At 73.8% G+C, this 18,356-nt stretch carries 10 protein-coding genes; all 10 read left to right on the top strand.

Annotated features, from left to right (window positions below; genetic code table 11):
* The 10 genes from AAT21_RS18955 to AAT21_RS19000 all read left to right on the top strand — a co-directional run bounded on the left by AAT21_RS18955 (position 1) and on the right by AAT21_RS19000 (position 18,267).
* Entirely contained in the window at positions 1–753 is a 753-nt protein-coding gene (locus AAT21_RS18955) for a thioesterase II family protein (protein WP_052757870.1), read from the top strand.
* 40 nt (positions 754–793) lie between these two features.
* Positions 794–973 carry an MbtH family protein gene (locus AAT21_RS18960; protein WP_030657510.1) on the top strand — a complete coding sequence of 60 codons (180 nt, stop codon included), beginning with the start codon at positions 794–796 and terminating at the stop codon, positions 971–973.
* A 1-nt stretch (position 974) separates the two neighbouring features.
* Positions 975–2,189, top strand: coding sequence for a cytochrome P450 (locus AAT21_RS18965; RefSeq protein WP_046778001.1), 1,215 nt, complete (start codon positions 975–977; stop codon positions 2,187–2,189).
* 15 nt (positions 2,190–2,204) lie between these two features.
* On the top strand, positions 2,205–6,143 hold the full coding sequence (locus AAT21_RS18970; RefSeq protein ID WP_052757871.1) for a non-ribosomal peptide synthetase: 3,939 nt from the start codon (positions 2,205–2,207) through the stop codon (positions 6,141–6,143).
* Positions 6,143–6,787, top strand: coding sequence for a 4'-phosphopantetheinyl transferase family protein (locus AAT21_RS39140; protein ID WP_052757872.1), 645 nt, complete (start codon positions 6,143–6,145; stop codon positions 6,785–6,787). Before AAT21_RS18970 ends, AAT21_RS39140 begins: the two co-directional genes overlap by 1 nt.
* A gap of 13 nt (positions 6,788–6,800) precedes the next feature.
* On the top strand, positions 6,801–7,832 hold the full coding sequence (locus AAT21_RS18980; RefSeq protein ID WP_046778002.1) for a winged helix DNA-binding domain-containing protein: 1,032 nt from the start codon (positions 6,801–6,803) through the stop codon (positions 7,830–7,832).
* A 119-nt stretch (positions 7,833–7,951) separates the two neighbouring features.
* Positions 7,952–9,229, top strand: coding sequence for an MFS transporter (locus AAT21_RS38115; protein ID WP_046778003.1), 1,278 nt, complete (start codon positions 7,952–7,954; stop codon positions 9,227–9,229).
* Between the two features lie 194 nt (positions 9,230–9,423).
* The gene (locus AAT21_RS18990; RefSeq protein ID WP_052757873.1) at positions 9,424–13,512 is read left to right on the top strand and encodes a non-ribosomal peptide synthetase; all 4,089 of its coding nucleotides are present in this window, start codon (positions 9,424–9,426) and stop codon (positions 13,510–13,512) included.
* Positions 13,505–16,861 (top strand): non-ribosomal peptide synthetase, encoded by a 3,357-nt coding sequence (locus AAT21_RS18995; RefSeq protein WP_052757874.1) that lies wholly within the window; start codon positions 13,505–13,507, stop codon positions 16,859–16,861. Before AAT21_RS18990 ends, AAT21_RS18995 begins: the two co-directional genes overlap by 8 nt.
* Positions 16,861–18,267, top strand: coding sequence for a condensation domain-containing protein (locus AAT21_RS19000; RefSeq protein ID WP_046778004.1), 1,407 nt, complete (start codon positions 16,861–16,863; stop codon positions 18,265–18,267). Before AAT21_RS18995 ends, AAT21_RS19000 begins: the two co-directional genes overlap by 1 nt.
* Positions 18,268–18,356: the final 89 nt, after the last annotated feature.

Below are 18,356 nucleotides of genomic sequence, written 5' to 3' on the forward strand. Positions count from 1 at the left end.
ATGGGCACCTGGATCTCCACCTGGACGGCGGACCCCGCCGACCCGGCCCTGCCCGTGCTGCTGTGCCTGCCCCCCGCAGGGGCCGGCTGCCAGCAGTTCCGCGCCTGGCAGCCCGCGCTGGAGGGCACCGCGCAGGTGTACGGCGTACAGCTGCCGGGCCGGGAGAACCGCTGGCGGGAGCCCATGCCGGACACCTTCGACGAGGCCGTCGACGCCATCGCGGCCGAACTGGTGTCCACCATCGGGAACCGGCCGCTGATCGTCTTCGGCCACAGCTTCGGCGGCCTCCTCGGCTACGAGGTCTCCCGCCGCGTCACCCCGCGCGCCCTGGTGGTCAGCGGCTGCCGGGCCCCCGGCCACTGGACCGGAGCCGGCCGCGGCATCGTCGACGACGGGGAGGAGCTGGACAAGCTCTTCGACACCGCCGGCCTCGATCCCGAGCTGCTCGACGAGGACACCCGGGCGCTGATGGTCGCCATGCTCCGCAAGGACGCCCAGCTGTCCCTGAGCTACGTCCACCGGCCCGGCGTCCGCCTCTCCGTCCCCGTGCACGCCTGGGGCGCCGACGGCGACGAGACCGTCAGCGCGGCCGACCTGGAGGGCTGGGCCGCGGTCACCACCGGCGGCTTCACCCGGCACACCACCACCGGCGGCCACCACGCCGTACTGCGCCGCCCCCAGCCCGTACTGGACCACCTCAGCACCCTGCTGCACGGCGAGGGAGCCTCCCTCGCCCCGACCGCGACCGCCTGACAGCCCTCCCGCACCCATCGGCCCGAGCCCGGAGGACACCGTGCCCACCACCCACCAGGTCCTCGTGAACCACGAGGGGCAGTACGCGCTGTACCCCGCCACGCGCGAGACGCCCGACGGCTGGACGCCGGCCGGCTTCGACGGCACCGAGGACGAATGCGCCGCCTTCGTCGACGCCCACTGGCCCGACATCCGCCCGCTCAGCCTGCGAGGAGCCTGAGATGGAGATCGACCTGCTCGACCCGGGCCCCTTCGGCCGCAACGACTTCTGGCCGACGTTCACCTGGCTGCGCGCCAACTCGCCGGTCCACTGGCACCCCGAGCCCGGCAGCGACGACGGCGGCTTCTGGGCGCTGAGCCGGCACCGCGACATCATGAAGGTGTATGCCGACAGCGACACCTTCGTCTCGGCCCGCGGCATGCGGCTGGGCAGCGACCCCGCCGCCGTCGCCGCGGTCGCCCAGCGCATGCTCATCGTCTCCGACGTCCCGCACCACACCCGCCTCAAGCGGGCCCTGGGCCAGGCCTTCGGCCCCCAGCAGATGCCGCGCCTGGAAGCCCTCGTCGAGCAGGTCGTCGCCGACCTGGTCACCGAGGCCGCCGAAGCCGACGAACTGGACTTCATCGACCTGGCCAAACAACTGCCCAACCGGGTGGTGTGCGCCATCCTGGGCATCCCGCGCGCCGACTGGGCCTGGATCGGCGCCCTGACCACCGACGCCTTCGATTCCCCGGACGAGGCGGTGCGCAGCAACGCCCACTCGGAGATCTTCCTCTACTTCATCGAGCTGCTCGCCGAGCGCCGGGCCCGCCCCGGCGAGGACCTGGTCAGCCAGATCGCCCACGACACCCTCGTGGACGAGGGCGACGGCAGCGAACGGCCGCTCAGCGACCACGAGATCGTCTTCAATCTCAACGGCGTCCTGTCCGGCGCCAACGAGACCACCCGCTACTCGGCGGCCGGCGCGGTCCACATGTTCGCCGAACACCCCGACCAGTGGCGGCTGCTGCGCCGCCTCGGCCCGGACGGCATCGCCCCGGCGGTCGAGGAGATCCTGCGCTGGACCACACCGGGGGTGCACGCCCTGCGCACCGCCGCGCACGACACCGAGATCGCCGGGACGCCCATCGCCGCCGGCGCCCGCGTCACACTGTGGAACGTCTCGGCCAACCGGGACGAGGACGTCTTCGCAGACCCGCACTCCTTCCGGGTCGACCGCCGCCCCAACCGGCACGTCGCCTTCGGCCACGGCCGCCACCTCTGCCTCGGCGCCCGCCTCGCCCGCTTCGAACTCGGCGCCCTGCTCACCGAGATGCTCGCCGTACTGGACGGGTTCGAACTGACCGGTCCCGCCACCTTCAACTCGTCCAACTTCACCTGGGGGATCAACAGTCTCCCCGTGCGGCTGCTGCGCAGCCGAGCCTTCGCGAAGTAAGAAAGGGCCCGTACTGTGACCACCGCACTCGTCGACTTCAACCGTTCGGACGCCGCGTTCCCCGCGACCGGGTATCCCGAACTCCTCGCCGCACAGGCCGCCCGCACCCCCACGGCCACCGCCCTCGCGCACGGCGACCGCTCCTGGACCTATGCCGAGGTGGAGGCCGCCACCAACCGCCTGGCGCACGCGCTGATCGCCCGCGGCGCCGCGCCCGGCACCCGGATCGGGCTCTGCTATCCGCGCAGCGCCGAGTACGTCCTCGGCTCCCTGGCGATCCTCAAGACCGGCGCGGCGATCGTCGCCCTCGACCCGGTCAACCCCGACGACCGGCTCGCCGCGATGATCGGCGACGCGGACCCGCTGCTGGTGCTCACCCCGGCCGAACTCGCCCGCCGGATACCCGAGGACGTCCCGCGGGCCGAGGTCGCCACCGCCGGCCAGGGCCACCCGGACACCGCGCCCGCGTCCGTGACCGGACCCGACACCGTCAGCCACCTCATCTACACCTCCGGCTCCACCGGCACCCCCAAGGCCGTCCTGGAGCGGCACGGCGCGCTCACCAACCTGGTCCACTGGACCACCCGTGCCTACGGCGTCCGGCCCGGCGACCGCGCCTCCTGGATGTCCACCCCCGGCTTCGCCGTCCAGATCATGGAGTGGCTCGCGTACCTGCCGGCCGGCGCCGCGATCCACATCCCCGAGGCGGGGCAGGCGCAGACCCCCGAGCAGATCCGCGACTGGCTGGCCGGCGAGGGCATCACCCACACCATGCTGGTGGCCGCGCTGGCCGAGCCCGTGTGGGGGCTTGACTGGCCGGCGGACACCGCGCTGCGGATCCTGGTGACCACGGCCGAGCGCGTGCACAGCTGGCCGCCCGTCGACACCCCCTTCCGCGTGGTGATGACCTACGGCACCACCGAGACCACCAACGTCCTGTCCTGCCTCGACCTCGGCGCCGGCACCGACTTCACCAGCCAGGCCACCTCCGACGAGGTCCGGGCCACCCGCCAGGTCCCGGTCGGCGTGCCCATCGCCAACCTGCGCGTCCACCTCCTGGACGAGGACGGCCGCCCGGTCCCCGAGGGCGAGGTCGGCCGGCTGCACGTCTCCGGGGCCGGGGTCGCGGCCGGCTACCACGGCCGTCCCGAGCTCACCGCCGCCAAGTTCCTCCCCAACTTCCTGCCCGACGACCCGCACCCGGTGCTCTACGACACCGGCGACCTCGCCCGCCGCCGCGAGGACGGCGCCGTCGAGCTCCTCGGCCGCTCCGACTCCCAGGTCAAGATCCGCGGCTTCCGTGTCGAGCTCGGCGAGGTCGAGACGCACATCGCGCGCCTCGACGGCGTCGCCGAGGCCGTCGTCGTCACCCAGGAGAGGGGCCCGGGCGACAAGCGTCTCATCGCCTACGTGTCCCCGGCCGGCGGGGCCGAACCCGACTCGGCCACGGTCCGCGCCGAGGTCGCCCGTACCCTGCCCTACTACATGGTCCCCGCCTCCGTCGTCGTGCTGCCCTCCCTCCCGCGGCTGCCCAACGGCAAGGTAGACCGCCGCAGCCTGCCCGAGCCCCCCGAGGGCCGCGACGGCGTCGGCGCCGGCTACGAGGCACCGCGCAACGAGGTCGAGGACGGCCTGAGCCGGCTGTGGGCCGACGCGTTCCGCACCGACGGCGTCGGCATCCACGACAACTTCTTCGAGCTGGGCGGGCATTCGCTGCTGGCCTTCCAGCTCATCGACGAGATCCGCCGCCGCTACGGCGTCGAGCTGAGCCTCTCCGACCTGTCCACCTGCCCCACCGTCGCCGAGCTCGCCACCCTGGTCACCACCGAACGCGCCGGCGGACGCGGCTCCTTCGGCGGCCTCCCTGCGATCGTCCCCGACCCGGCCGCGCGCTTCGATCCCTTCCCGCTGACCGAGAGCCAGCAGGCCCTGTGGATCGGCCGCGGCGGCCTCGTCGAACTCGGCAACGTCGGCTGCCACGGCTACTTCGAGTGGGAGAGCGAGAAGCTCGACGTCGAGCGCTTCGAGGGCGCCTGGCGCCGGCTCGTCGAACGCCACGACGCCCTGCGCACCCGTGTCCTGCCCGACGGCACCCAGCAGGTCTTCGAGGAGATCCCGGACTACGAGATCCCCGTCACCGACTTCGGCGGCCTCGACGAGGAGACCCGCGCCGCCGAACTGGCCGCCCTGCGCGAGCGGCTGTCCCACCAGGTGCTCGACGCCGACGCCTGGCCGCTGTTCGACGTGCGCATCAGCCTCCTCGGCGGCGGCCGGGCCCGCATTCACCTCTCGCTGGACTTCCTCGTCGCCGACGCCTGGAGCTACTTCCAGGTCCTCATCCCCGACCTGGTCACCTACTACGTGGAACCGGACGCCGAACTCGCTCCGCTGGAGCTGACCTTCCGCGACTACGTGCTCGCCGTCGGGAACTCGCTGCGCGACAGCGAGATCTACCGGCGCTCCGAGTGGTACTGGCGCGACCGCCTCGCCACCCTCCCGCCCGCCCCCGCGCTGCCCGAGCGCCCGGCCGACGCCCCCGAGCTGCCGGTCCGGTTCGAACGGCGCAGCCACGTCGTCTCCCCGGAGCAGTGGACCCGGATTCAGGAGAGGGCGCACGCCCGCGAGGTGACCCCCTCCGGGGTGCTGGCCGCCGCCTACGCCGAGATCCTCGGCCGGGCCTCGGGACAGGCCCGCTTCACCATCAACTTCCCGCTCTTCAACCGGCTCCCGCTACACCCGCAGGTCAACGCCCTGCTCGCGGACACCACCACCACCCTGTTGCTCGCCGTCGAACAGCAGGACTCCACCTTCGCCGGGCGCGCGCAGGCCGTCCAGCGCCGCCTGTGGGCCGACCTGGAGCACCGCTACTTCAGCGGGGTGCAGGTCCTGCGCGAGCTGACCAAGCTGCGCGGCTCCCTCGCTCCGGCCATGCCCGTGGTGATGACCAGCCTTGCCGGCCACCCGCCGCAGTACGAGGAGACCGAACTGGGCGCCCCGGTCTACGGGATCTCCCAGACCCCCCAGGTTTCCCTCGACTTCCAGGTGTTCGAGAAGCCCGAAGGACTCACCTTCAACTGGGACTTCCTGCCCGCCGTCTACCCCGACGGGCTCATCGACTCCATGTTCGAGGAGTTCACCGCGCTGCTGGAGGCCCTCGGCGAGGACGAGGAATGGGAGCGGTACTCCCCGCCGCCCGGCGAGGAGGGCGCCGACCAGGCCAGGGCCGAGGAGCGCGACACCGGCGACGCCTGGGAGCGCTACTGGGCCGGCATCCAGCGCACCGGCCGCGGCGGCGACGTCATCTGGGACGCCGACAGCGGCGAGGAGTTCCAGTGGCTCCTCGACCAGGCGCAGCGCCACTTCCGCGCCGGCCTGCCGCTCATCGACCTCGGCTGTGGCAACGGCCGCTACAGCCGGGAACTCGCCCCGCACTACCCGAAGGTCGTCGGCGTCGACGTGTCCGTCAGCGCCATCGACCACGCCAGGCGCGAGGCGGAGGGCGTGCCGAACGTCGACTACCTGGCGATCGACATGACCGACGCCGAACAGGCCGCGGTCCTGGGGGAGGGGCCCTACAACATCTTCGTACGCGGCGTCTTCCACGTCCTGGACACCGAGGCCCGGGCCCGGCTCGCCGCGATCGCCGACCGGCTGCTGGGCGACGAGGGCACGCTGATCGTGCACGAGCCCGACTATTCCAGCAACTCCTTCGGCTACCTGGGCTTCGTCGGCGGCAAGCGGGGCCGCGCCGAGGACCTGGTCGGCCCGCTGGAGGCGGCCGGCGTCCGGCACTCGCACCGCTTCACCCGGCCCGAGCTGGCCGAGGCGTTCGGCGCCGAGGGCTGGGAGATCGTCGAGGACGAGGCGATAGAACTGCACGCCATCGACCCCCGGTCGGACTCCGACGCCCTGCGGCTGCCCGGCTACTACGCGGTGCTGCGCCGCAGGCGCTGATGGCCGGTCTCGCACTGGCCGGGCCGACCGGAGCGGTGCTGGCCGCGGCAGGGGACGTACGGGGGCTGTTCACCCGTACCGAACTGGACCGCGCCGGCGCCCTCCGGTCGGCCGGCGACCGGGACGACTTCCTGGCCGCGCACGCACTGGTCCGGCTCTGCGCCGGGCGGCTCCTGGGCCGCCCGGCGCAGAGCCTCACCGTCGTTCAGAGCTGCGGCTCCTGCGACCGGCCGCACGGCAGGCCGCGGCTGGCCGAGGCGCCCGGCACCGGCGTCAGCCTCGCGCACACCCGGGGCTGGGTCGCGGCCGCCGCGGCCGCCGGCCCCGTCGGCGTGGACGTGGAGGCCGCCGACGACGGCCCCCTGGACTGGCGGACGGCCTCGTCCGTCTGCACGGAGAAGGAACTGGCCGCCCTGCGGTCGGACACCCACCCCCGGCGCGCCTTCCTGCGCCAGTGGGTACGAAAGGAGTCCCTGGTCAAGGTCGGGGCGGGCACGCTCGATGAGCCGGCCCGCCTCGACCTTCCCGTCTTCGGGCAGGAGCCGCCGCGCTGGCACGGCTGGCGGCTGCTGGACTGGGGCGGCGCGGAGGCCGTCGGATGCGTGGCGGCCCGCGAGGAGATGCGGCTGCGGCTGCTCGGCTGAAAGACTGGATCACGTGGAACGACGTACGACCGAACGGCTGCTCAGGGCGCGCGCACAGGCGATCGGGGACGGGGTCCGGGAGGACTCCGTCGCCGCTGTCCTGGACCGGGTGCTGGCCGTCCAGGCGCAGGACCTGCCCGCGGCGGAGCTCGGGCTGCGGGTGCGGGCCCGCGGGCTGACACAGGAGGCGGTGCGCCGGGCCACCGACACCGAACGCACCGCGGTGCGCGGCTGGTTCATGCGCGGCACCCTCCAGCTGGTGCCCGCCGCCGACGCCCGCTGGCTGCTGGCCCTCTTCGGCCCCGTGCACCTGGCGCTCGCCGCACGGCGCCTGCGCGAACTGGGCCTGGACGAGGCCCTGTGCACCCGCTCGGAGCGGGTCATCACCGACGCGATCGCGGCGGAGGGCCCCCTGACCCGCGCCGGGCTCACGCAACGGCTCACCACCCTCGGCGTCGAGCCGAAGGGGCAGTCAGCCTTCCACCTCATCCGCCGCGCCGCCCTCGCCGGCCTCATCTGCCACGGACCGCAGCGGGACGGCGAGGCCACCTTCGTCCTCCTCGACGACTGGCTCCCCGCCACCGGACCACTCCCGTACACCGGGGAAGCGGCCGTACGGGAACTCGCGCGGCGCTACCGCGCGGCCCACGGACCCGCCGACGCGGCGGACTTCGTCCACTGGTCGGGGCTGAAGACCACGACGGGCAGGAACGCCTGGGCCGCCGTACGGGACACCGGTCCCGAGGACCCGCCCGTCCCCGGGGAACCCGACGTACGGCTGCTGCCGGCCTACGACAACTACCTGGTCGGCTACCGCAGCCGGGACCTGTCGGTGCCCGCGGAGCACGAGCGCCGGGTCTGGCCCGGCGGCGGCCAGATCCGGGCCACCGTGCTGGTCGACGGCCTGGCCGTCGGCACCTGGTCCGGCGGCCGCCGCGGGGCGCCGGTCAAGGTCGATCCCTTCCCCGGGACCGAGCCGGTGAGCCCCGCCGTGGCCGCCGGGATCGCCCGCGAGAGCGCCGACATCGCACGCTTCTCCACCTGAGCTCATCGCATGTCTACAAGCGGTCTATAGTCCCGGAATCCATAACCGGGGCCCAACCCGGGGTCCATAGCGTCAGTGCCGTCCGACAATTCCGTACCCAATCAGAAAAGGGCGTCGACATGGCACTCGGTCGGCATTCCGATTTCAATCGCCTGTGGTTCGGGCAGACCGTCAGCAACTTCGGCGACAAGATCTCCCTTCTGGCACTGCCGACCCTCGCGGTCGTGGTGCTGGACGGTGGAGCCTTGGAGGTCGGCGTGCTCGGCGCGCTGCGCTTCCTCCCCTTCCTGCTGCTCGCCCCGATCGCCGGGCTGGTGGCCGACCGGGTCTCCAGGCGCACCGTCATGATCGTCGCCGACCTGGGCCGTTTCCTGGCCCTGGCCACGATTCCGCTGGCGTTCGCGCTCGACTCCGTCACCATGACGCACATCTTCATCGTGGCCGGCATCACCGGCTGCCTCACCACCTTCTTCGAGGTCTCGTACCAGTCCTGGCTGCCCCAGCTCATCGGTACCGAGAACCTCATCGAGGGCAATACCAAGCTCCAGATCAGCCGCAGTGTCGCCGAGGCGGTCGGCGCCGGCGCCGGTGGCGCGCTCATCCAGCTGCTCGGCGCCGCACGCGCCATCACCGCCGACGCGTTCACCTTCCTCATCTCGCTCATCGCCCTGCTGGTCATCCGCCACCGGGACGTGCGCGAGCGGACCGAGGAGCGGAAGGCCTCCGCGAAGGCGGAGATGAAGGAGGGCATGAAGACCCTCTTCGGCAACCCGGTCCTGCGCGGCCTGTTCACCGCCAACGTCGTGGTCAACCTCGGTGCCGCGATGGGCGACGCCATCCTCATCGTCTACGCCTACAAGGAGCTGAACCTCAGCCCCGGCCAGGTCGGTGCGGCCTTCGCCGTCATGTCGGTCTTCGTCATCGTCGGCGCGGTCCTCTCCGAGGTCGTCTCCAAGAGCCTCTCGGTCGGCCGCCTCCTGGTGATCACCGCGGTCGTGCTCGGCGCCGGCTACATCCTGGTGCCGACGGGCGGCGCGGTCGGCGGCTTCGTCGGACTGATCGTGGTCCAGGCCATCATCGGCTTCGTCTCCCCGATGTTCGACATCCACGTCCTCAGCCTCGTGCAGGGTGTCACCCCGAACGAGCAGATGGGCCGCGTCAGCGGCACCGCACTCTCCGCGGTGTACGGCGCCCTGTCCCTCGGCTACTTCGCCGGCGGCGCGCTCGGCGAGGCGATCGGCCTGACCGGCGGCCTCGCGGTGGCCGGTGCCGTGACCATCGTCGGCGGTCTGACCCTCCTCACCGGCCCGGTCGCCAAGATCAAGGAAATGCCGGGCGGCGACGACACCGCCGAGGAGGGATCTCCGGCCTCGGACGAGGCCAAGGTCACCGCCTGACGGTCCGGTCCCACGGGAGCGGGTGCCCGCCCAGCGGCACCCGCTCCCGACATCCGCACACGCCCGCACGGGCACACCCGTACCCCGCAGCGCCCGCACGCCCGCGCCCGCACGCCCGCACCCGCACGCCCGCGCCGCCATCCCGCGGCGCGCCCTGCCGTACTCCCTCTCCCGAAGACGCACGGAGGCTCAAGGTGAGCGAGTCCCTCGCCGAACGCATAGCCGCACTGCCGAAGTCCCGCAGGGCACTGTTCCAGGCCCTGACGGGCCGCACCGGCGGGCGCGCCGCCGTACGGGAGGACCCCGAGCCGGCACCCCGTGACCCCGCGGACCCGCCGGTGCTCTCCTTCGCACAGCGCCGGCTGTGGTTCATCGACCAGCTCCAGCCCGGCAGCCCCGCCTACAACGTGCCGGTGGCCACCCGCATCCGCGGCCCGCTCGACGTCCCCGCCCTGCACGCGGCGCTCCAGGACATCGTCGACCGCCACGAGGTCCTGCGCACCGTCTACACCTACCAGGAGAGCGCCACCGAGGCCCTGCCCCGGGTGGTGGACGGCTTCCGGCTGCCCCTGCCGCTGACCGAACTGCCCGACGAGGAATCCGTCCGGCCGTTCTACGACGCGGACGCGGGCGCCCCCTTCGACCTGGCCGGCGCCGTCCCGCTGCGGGCCCGGCTCGGCCGCCTCGGCGCCGAGGACCACGTCCTCGTCCTCAACCTCCACCACATCGTCACCGACGGCTGGTCGATGCGGATCCTCTACACCGAACTGGAGCGCGCCTACGCCGCCCGCACCGGTGCCCCCGCCGAGCCGAACGCCCCGCTCGCCCTCCAGTACGCCGACTTCGCGACCTGGCAGCGCCGCCGCGTGAGCGGCGACCGGCTGGACGGGCTCACCTCCTTCTGGCGGGAGGAGCTCGGCGGAGCCGCCCCCGTGGACCTGCCCACCGACCGGCCCCGGCCCCCCGTCTTCGGGCACGCCGGAGCCTCCCGCTACATTGACCTGCCGCCCCGGCTCATCGCCCGGCTCAGGGAGTTCGGCAAGGCCGAGGGCGCCACCCTCTACATGACGATGCTGGCCGGCTTCGCCGCCACCCTGCGCCGCTGGACCGGCCAGGAGGACATCGTCGTCGGCACCTCCGTCTCCGGCCGCGACCACCCGGCGTTCAGCGAACTCATCGGCTTCTTCGTCAACACCCTGCCGCTGCGCATCAGAACCGGCGGCGACCCCGGCTTCGCCGAACTGGTCCGCGCCACCCGGCACACCACCCTCCAGGCGTACGCGCACCAGGAACTGCCCTTCGACCTCATCGTCGACACGCTCGGCCTGCCCCGGGACCCGAGCCGGCCGCCGCTCACCTCCGTGATGTTCCTCCTCGACGAGACCCCGGACACGGCGCCCGGTCTCGCGGGCCTGGCCACCGAGCCCATCGACTTCTCCTCGCACGCCACCAAGTACGACCTCATGATCAGCGTCCACGACACCGGAACCGCGGTCCGCGCCCTCGTGGAATACCCCCCCGACCTGTTCGACGCCTCGACCGTGGACCGGCTCCTCGGCCACTTCCTCACCACCCTCGAAGGCGCCGTCGACCGCCCCGACACCCCGCTGTCCGCGCTGCCGCTGCTCACCGACGCCGAGCGGCGCGCCGCCCTGGACGACTGGAACGCCACCCGCGCCCCCTTCCCCCAGGACGCCTGCCTGCACCACCTCTTCGAACAGCACGCCGACCGCCGCCCCGACGCCCCCGCCGTGGTCCTCGGCGGACTCGGCGGCTGGAGCGTCACCTACCGGGAGCTGGAGGAGCGCGCCAACCGGCTCGCGCACCGGCTCGTCGAGGCCGGGGCCGGCCCCGACCGGACCGTGGCCCTGTGCCTGCGCCGCGGCCCCGGCCTGGTCACCGCGATCCTCGCCGTCCTCAAGGCGGGCGGGGCCTACGTACCCCTCGACCCGGACTACCCCGCCGAACGCCTCGCGCTGCTGCTGAAGGACGCCGCGCCGCCCATCGTCGTCTCCGACGCCGAACTCGTCGGCCGGCTGCCCGTCCCCGCCGGCACCGCCCGGGTGCTCCTGGACACCGACCGCGCCGCCCTCGCCGAGCTGCCCGCGACCCGGCCCGAGGTCCCCGTCACCGCCCGGGACCTCGCCTACGTCATCTTCACCTCGGGCTCCACCGGCACCCCCAAGGGCATCGCCCTGGAACACCGCGGCGTCGTCAACAACCTCCTCGACCTCAACCGCTCCTACGGCATCGGCCCCCAGGACTCCGTCCTCGCCCTGTCCTCGCCCAGCTTCGACATGAGCGTCTACGAAACCCTCGGGATCCTGGCCGCGGGCGGCACACTCGTCCTGCCCGACCCCGCCGCCGCCAAGGACCCGGCCCACTGGGCCGACCTCGTCGAACGGCACGGCGTCACCGTCTGGAACTCCGCCCCCGCCCTCCTCGGCCTCCTCGTCGACCAGCTCGAACACGCCGGCGGCCCGCGACTGCCCAGGCTGCGCACCGCGTTCCTCGGCGGCGACTGGATCCCCGTCACCCAGCCCGACCGGATCCGCGCCTTCGCACCGGAGCTGTCCTTCGCGGCACTCGGCGGGGCGACCGAGGCATCCATCCACTCCGTGGAGCACCGGGTCGGCCGGGTCGACCCGCAGTCGACGAAGCTCCCGTACGGCCGCCCCATGGCCAACCAGCACACCTACATCCTCGACCCGCACGACCGCCTCGTCCCCGTCGGCGTACCCGGCGAACTCCACCTCGGCGGCGTCGGACTGGCCCGCGGCTACCTGAACCGGCCCGAGCTCACCGAGGAGAAGTTCGTCCACGTCGAGCTGGAGCCCGGCCGCACCGAACGCCTCTACCGCACCGGCGACCTGGCCCGCTACGGCACGGACGGCACCATCGAACTCCTCGGCCGCACCGACTTCCGGATCAAGCTCAACGGGCTCCGCATCGAACCGGGCGAGGTGGAGAGCGCACTGCAGGGCCGCCCCGGCGTCCGCGAGGCCGTCGTCGCCGCCCGCCGGACCGCCGCCGGCTCCGACCGCCTCGTCGGCTACGTCGTCCCCGAGGACGGCGCCGACCTCGACACCGCCGCCCTGCGGACCGCGCTCGGCGCGGTCCTGCCCCCGCACTGCGTCCCCGCGGAACTGGTCCTGCTGGAACGGCTGCCGCTGAGCCCCAACGGCAAGGTGGACCGGGGCGCCCTGCCCGAGCCGCGCCCCGCCGCCCCGGCCCCGGACCGGCCCGCCGCCGTCGCACCGGCGGGCGGCGACCCCGTCGCCCTGCGGATCGCCGCCGTCTGGGCCGAGGTCCTCGGCGTGGCCGAAGTGGCCCCCGACGCCGACTTCTTCGCCCTCGGCGGGGACTCCTTCGCCGCCGTGCGCGCCGTCCGGGCCATCGCCGCCGCGCTGCCGGACGGCGGGGCCGCCGCCCTGCGCGTCGTCGACCTCTTCAGCAACCCGACCCCCGTCGGCCTCGCCGCCCGCAGCGCCGAACTCGGCGGCAGCGGGGCGCAGGCGCACCGCCTGCTGCACCGGCTCACCCCCGAACGCCCCGCCGGCACCACCGCCCTGACCCTGGTCTGCTTCCCGCACGGCGGCGGCGACGCCATCGCCTACCAGCCCCTCGCGGCCCAGCTCCCGCCGCACATCGAGCTCCTGGCCGTCTCCCCGCCCGGACACGACCCGCTGCGCCCCGGCCCGATGCTGCCCGTCCCCGACTTCGCGGAACTCGCCGCCCAGGAGATCTCCCGCACCGTGCGGGGCCCGTACGCCGTCTACGGCCACTGCGCCGGAGTCGTCACCGCGCTGGAGACCACCCACGTCCTCGAACGCCTGGGGCAGCGGCCGATCGCCCTGGACCTCGCCGCCGCCCTCCCCGAGGAGGACCCTGAGTACGCCCTGGAGATGGAGCGGGTATCCGGCGACGACGACCTCGTCGCCTACCTGACCACCATGGACGGCTTCGACGGCGTCCTCGACGACCGCGACCTCACCGCCGTCCTGCGGATGGTCCGCCACGACATGACCGAGGCCGCCCGCTTCTTCGCCCGTACCCCCGGCGGCTACGAGCAACCCCTGACCACCCCGCTCACCTGCATCATCGGCGACGCCGACGACGCCACCGAGGGCTACGAGGACGGCTACCGCGCCTGGGGCCGGTACGCCGCCGACGTGTCGCTCGCCGTGATCCCCGGTGGCCGCCACTACTTCGCCAAGCACCTGCCCGACCGCCTCGCCGCCCTGCTCGCAGACCTGCACCGCAACGGAGGAAACCATGTCTGATCTCGCCGAACGGCTCGGCCGCCTGCCCCAGGGACAGCGCTCCCGGCTGCTGGGCAGGATGCGCAACCAGATGACGGCCGGCGTGGGCCGCCGCGTCGAGCTCAAGCGCGCCGACCACGGACCGCGTTCCCGCTCCTCCTTCCAGCAGGAGCAGATGTGGTTCGTCGACAAGCTCGGCGCCGGCAAGGCCCGCAACAACATAGCCCTCTCCATAGCCCTCGGCGGTCCCCTGGACCGGGCCGCCCTGCACGAGGCCCTCAACGCCGTCGTCTCCCGCCACCAGGTGCTCCACAGCAAACTCGTCGAGATCGACGGCGTCCCCTGGCAGGAGCCCGTCCCCTCCTTCGTGCTCGGCGTCCAGAGCACCGACCTGTCGGGCAGCGAGGACGCCGACCGCGAACTCGCCGAGCTCACCGCGGCCACCGCCGCCGCCCCCTTCGACCTGGCCGCCGCACCGCCCGTCCGCGCCCAGCTCGTACGCCTCGCCGCGGACCGGCACGTCCTGCTCTGGGTCGTCCACCACATCGCCTGGGACCCCGGCTCGACCCGGATCTTCACCGAGGAACTGACCAGCAGCTACGCCGCGGCCGCCGCCGGCCGGCGCCCCGAGGCGCCGAGACTCGCCGTCGAGTACGCCGACTTCGCGGCCTGGCAGCGGGCCAAGCTGGAGAACGACGAGCACGGCCGGGCACTCGCCGCCAAGTGGCGCCAGATCCTCGCCGGCGCCGTCGCCACCGAGGTCATGCCCGACCACCCGCGCGGCCCCGAGACCAAGGGCGACGGCCGCGGCCTGAAACTGACCCTCGACCAGAAGCTGCTGGACCGGCTCACCGAACTCGCCGACGGCAGCAGCACCACCGTCTTCACCACGCTGCTGGCCGCCTTCAACGCCCTGCTGCGGCACTGGACCCGGACCGAGGACGTCGTCGTCGGCACGGCCAGCGCCTCCCGCCCGCACCCCGACCTGGAACAGGTCATCGGCTGCTTCGTCCAGATGATCACCCTGCGGACCGAGGTCACCGACGGGCTGACCTTCCGCGAGCTCGTCACCCGCACCGCCGCCTCCGTGATGGACTCCTTCACCAGCAGCGAGCTGCCCTTCGAGCAGGTAGTGGAGGCCGTCCGGCCGGTCCGCGACCCACTGCGCCACCCGCTCTTCCAGATCGAGTTCACCTCGCTCGGCCGCTGGGGCACCCACCGCGCGCAGGCCGCGGACGTCGAGTTCACGATGGACCAACTGCACGACGGCGCGGCCAAGTTCGACATGAGCTTCCTCGTCGGCGAGAACGACGGCCTGGAACTCTCCCTCGAATACAACACCTCCCTCTACCGGCACGGCACGGCCAGTGCCCTCCTCACCGCCTTCCGGCAGGTCCTGGAACAGGTCGCCGAGAACCCCGACCTCAAGGTCGGCGACATCAGCCTGGTCGAGGAGCCCGCCGCCTCCCGGCACGCCCGCGAGCTCTCCCGCGGCGGCCCCGTCGACGAGGCCGCCTGGACCACCACCCTCGACCGCGCCTTCCGGGAGCGCGCCACCATCCACCCCGACGCGACCGCCGTCCGGCACGGCACCACGCGGCTGGACTACGCGGCGCTCGACCGCTGGTCCGAGGCCATCGCCCACCGGCTGCGCGACCGCGGCGTCGGACACGGCGACCCGGTCGCCGTGTGCGTGGCCCGCGGCCCGGCCGCCGTCGCCGGCGTCCTCGGCGTCCTCAAGGCGGGCGCCCACTACATCCCGGTCGACCCGGCCGCCCCGGCCGAGCGGACCCGCACCGTCCTGGCCGACGCCAAGGTCCGCCACGCCCTCGTCGACGAGAGCGCGCAGCTGCCCGTACCGCTGGAACTCGTGAACACCGGGACCGCGGCACCCGTCCGCGAGGTCCCCTCCCTCGCCCTCAGCTCCACCCCCGCCGACCTGGCCTACGTGCTCTACACCTCCGGCAGCAGCGGAACCCCGAAGGGGGTCATGATCGAGCACCGCTCGGTCACCCACTTCTCCCGCACCATCGCCAAGGCCTACGAGATCAAGGCCGAGGACCGGGTCCTGCAGTTCGCGCCCCTCACCTTCGACGTCTCCGTCTTCGAGATCTTCACCACCCTGCTCGCGGGCGGCTCGCTCGTCATCGCCACCGACGAGGAACGCCGCGACCCCGCCCTGCTCCAGGCCCGGATGCGCGAGGACGCGGTGACCGTCGCCGAACTCCCGCCCGCACTCCTGCCGCTGCTCGACCAGGCGGCCCTGCCGGACCTCCGCCTGGTCTCGGTGGGCGGCGAGGCCTTCCCCGGCCGGCTCGTCGCCGAATGGACCGCGGGGGAGCGCCGTTTCGTCAACGGCTACGGCCCGACCGAGGCCACCGTCGCCGTGACACTGATGGACTGCACCGGCAGCTACGACCGCAACCCGCCCATCGGCCGCCCCATGCCGGGCCACCAGGCCTTCGTCCTCGACGAGCGGCTGCGCCCCGTCCCGCCCGGTGTCCCCGGCGAACTGTGCGTGGCCGGCCCCGGCGTGGCCCGCGGCTACCTGGGCCGCCCCGACCTCACCGCCGAACGCTTCGCGGACAACCCGTATGCCGACGGCCCCGAGACCGCCCGCCTCTACCGCACCGGTGACCTCGTGCGCTGGCTGCCCGGCGGGAACCTCGACTTCCTCGGCCGCACCGACCGCCAGCTCAAGGTCCGCGGCCACCGCATCGAGCCCGGCGAGGTCGAGGCAGTCCTGACCGGGCACCCCTCCGTGCAGCAGGCCGTCGTGGTGGCCCAGCCCGCCGCGGGCGGCGAGCGGATGCTGGCCGCCTACGTCACCGTCGAGCAGGTCGGCTCCTACGCCTCCGAGGTCGCCGACGCCGAGGGCCTGCGCGCCTACACGGCCGTCCGGCTCCCCGGCTACATGGTCCCGGTCGTCGTCGTCCTGGACGAACTGCCGCTGACCCCGCACGGCAAGGTCGACACCGCCGCCCTGCCCCTGCCCACCGAGCAGTCGGCCCAGGGCGGGACCCCGCCGCGCGACGCCGTCGAGGAACAGATCTGCCGCGACATCCTCACCCCGCTCCTGGAATGGCAGAACCCGGACGTGGAGGGCGACTTCTTCGCCCTGGGCGGCAGCTCCCTGCAGGCCACCATCGTCGTCTCCCGGGTCCGGGCCCTCTTCGGCATCGACATCGCCCTCGCCGACTTCTTCGGCCGTCCCACCGTCGCGGGCCTCGCCGAACTCGTCCGCACCGCGAAGGCCGAGGCCGCCGGCGAACAGGACCGGCTGCTCGCGGTCTTCGAGCAGATCGAGAACATGAGCGACGAAGAGGCCGCCGCCCTCCTCGGCTCCCTCCAGCAGCCGGAGGGACCCTGATGGCCGGTCCGGCCGGGCTGGAGGGGGCGCTCGCCGCGCTCCCCGAGGCCAAGCGCGAGCTCGCCCGCCTGATGCTGGCCGCCCGGCGGCCCGTACCCGCACACCCGGCCCCGCGCTCCGGCGCGGGGCCGGTCCCCCCGACCGCCCTGCAGACCCGGCTGTGGCGCCGGGAACGCACCCACCCGGCCGTCGCCACCGGATCGCACGCGCTCCGGCTGACCGGCCCCCTCGACCCGCGGCGGCTCGACCGGGCCCTCACCGGGGTGCTGCGCCGGCACGAGGCCCTGCGCACCCGGCTGGTCCGCTCCACCTCCGACCAGCCCCGGCTGCACGTGGACGAGGAACCGGTCCTGCGGCTCACCCGGGCCGACCTGACGGGCTTCACCCCGCAGGCCACGGCCGAGCGGACCGCCCTGCAGCTCACAGAGAGCGCCTCCACCGTCCTGGACCTGGAGAGCGGCCGCACCAGCGCGTTCCGGCTGCTGCGGACCGCCCCCGACGAGCACGTCCTGATCCTCGCCTCCCACCTCGCGGTCTTCGACGGCTGGTCCTCCGGGGTCTTCCTCGCCGACCTCGCCGCCGGCTACCGCGAGGGCCCCGAGACCCTCACCCCGCCCGGACTCCAGTTCCCCGACTACGCCGACTGGCAGCACCGCTGGCTCGCCGGACCGGACGGCACCGCCGAACTCGCCCGCCGCCGGGCCGTGTTTGCGGCCGACCCGCCCGCACCCCGGGCTCCCGGCGGTTTCGAGCGCGGCCACCTGCCCGTACGGCTCGCCCGCGGTCCCGTCGACGCCGGCCTGGAACTGGGCGCGGCCGAGGGGGCCACCCCCTTCATGACCCTGCTCGCCGCGCTCGCCGTCGTACTCGCCCGCAGGGACGGCCGCACCTCCGTGGTGATCGGTACCCCGGCCGCCGGCCGGTTCGCCGCACCGCTCGAAGGAGCCGTCGGGCAGTACACCACCGTCGTGCCGATCCGGCTCGACCTCGCGGGCGGCCCGGCCTTCCGCGAACTCCTGCACCGCACCCGCACCGCGGTGGCCGACGCCCTGGCCCACCAGCGGCTGCCCGTGGACGTGCTGTTCGGCGACGGCACACCCCCGCCGTACAACGTCCTGTTCGCCCTCCACAACTACCCGGCGGTACCGCTGGACCTGCCCGGCATCGAGGTCGGCCAGCTGCCCGGCCCGCCCGCCCGCCACCTGGAGCTCTACAGCCCGGACCCGGCCGCCGCCCTGGCCTGCGTGGGCCTGGTGGAGCGGGACGGCGAGATCGGCGGCACCGCCGAGTACAACCGGCACGTGGCCACGCCCGAGGACGTGCGCGGCCTGCTCACCGGGATCGAGGAGGTGCTGGACCGGGCCGTCGCCGCGCCCGGGTCCCCGCTCGTCACCGCCCGGCACTGAGCGGGGGCCGGGGCCGTCCGCGCCCCGGCCCCCGCTCCGATCCCCACCGGACCCACCCGGACCCACCAGACCCGCCTAGGGAGTTGCCC

This window comes from Streptomyces yangpuensis (assembly GCF_001005295.1).
In the GTDB taxonomy this organism is placed as follows: domain Bacteria; phylum Actinomycetota; class Actinomycetes; order Streptomycetales; family Streptomycetaceae; genus Streptomyces; species Streptomyces yangpuensis.

What these genes read in the sequence shown, in the direction of transcription:
- AAT21_RS38115 (WP_046778003.1), top strand. Translation starts at nt 7,952, where the DNA reads ATGGCACTCGGTCGGCATTCCGATTTCAATCGCCTGTGGTTCGGGCAG.
- AAT21_RS18965 (WP_046778001.1), top strand. Translation starts at nt 975, where the DNA reads ATGGAGATCGACCTGCTCGACCCGGGCCCCTTCGGCCGCAACGACTTC.
- AAT21_RS18995 (WP_052757874.1), top strand. Translation starts at nt 13,505, where the DNA reads ATGTCTGATCTCGCCGAACGGCTCGGCCGCCTGCCCCAGGGACAGCGC.
- AAT21_RS39140 (WP_052757872.1), top strand. Translation starts at nt 6,143, where the DNA reads ATGGCCGGTCTCGCACTGGCCGGGCCGACCGGAGCGGTGCTGGCCGCG.
- AAT21_RS19000 (WP_046778004.1), top strand. Translation starts at nt 16,861, where the DNA reads ATGGCCGGTCCGGCCGGGCTGGAGGGGGCGCTCGCCGCGCTCCCCGAG.
- AAT21_RS18955 (WP_052757870.1), top strand. Translation starts at nt 1, where the DNA reads ATGGGCACCTGGATCTCCACCTGGACGGCGGACCCCGCCGACCCGGCC.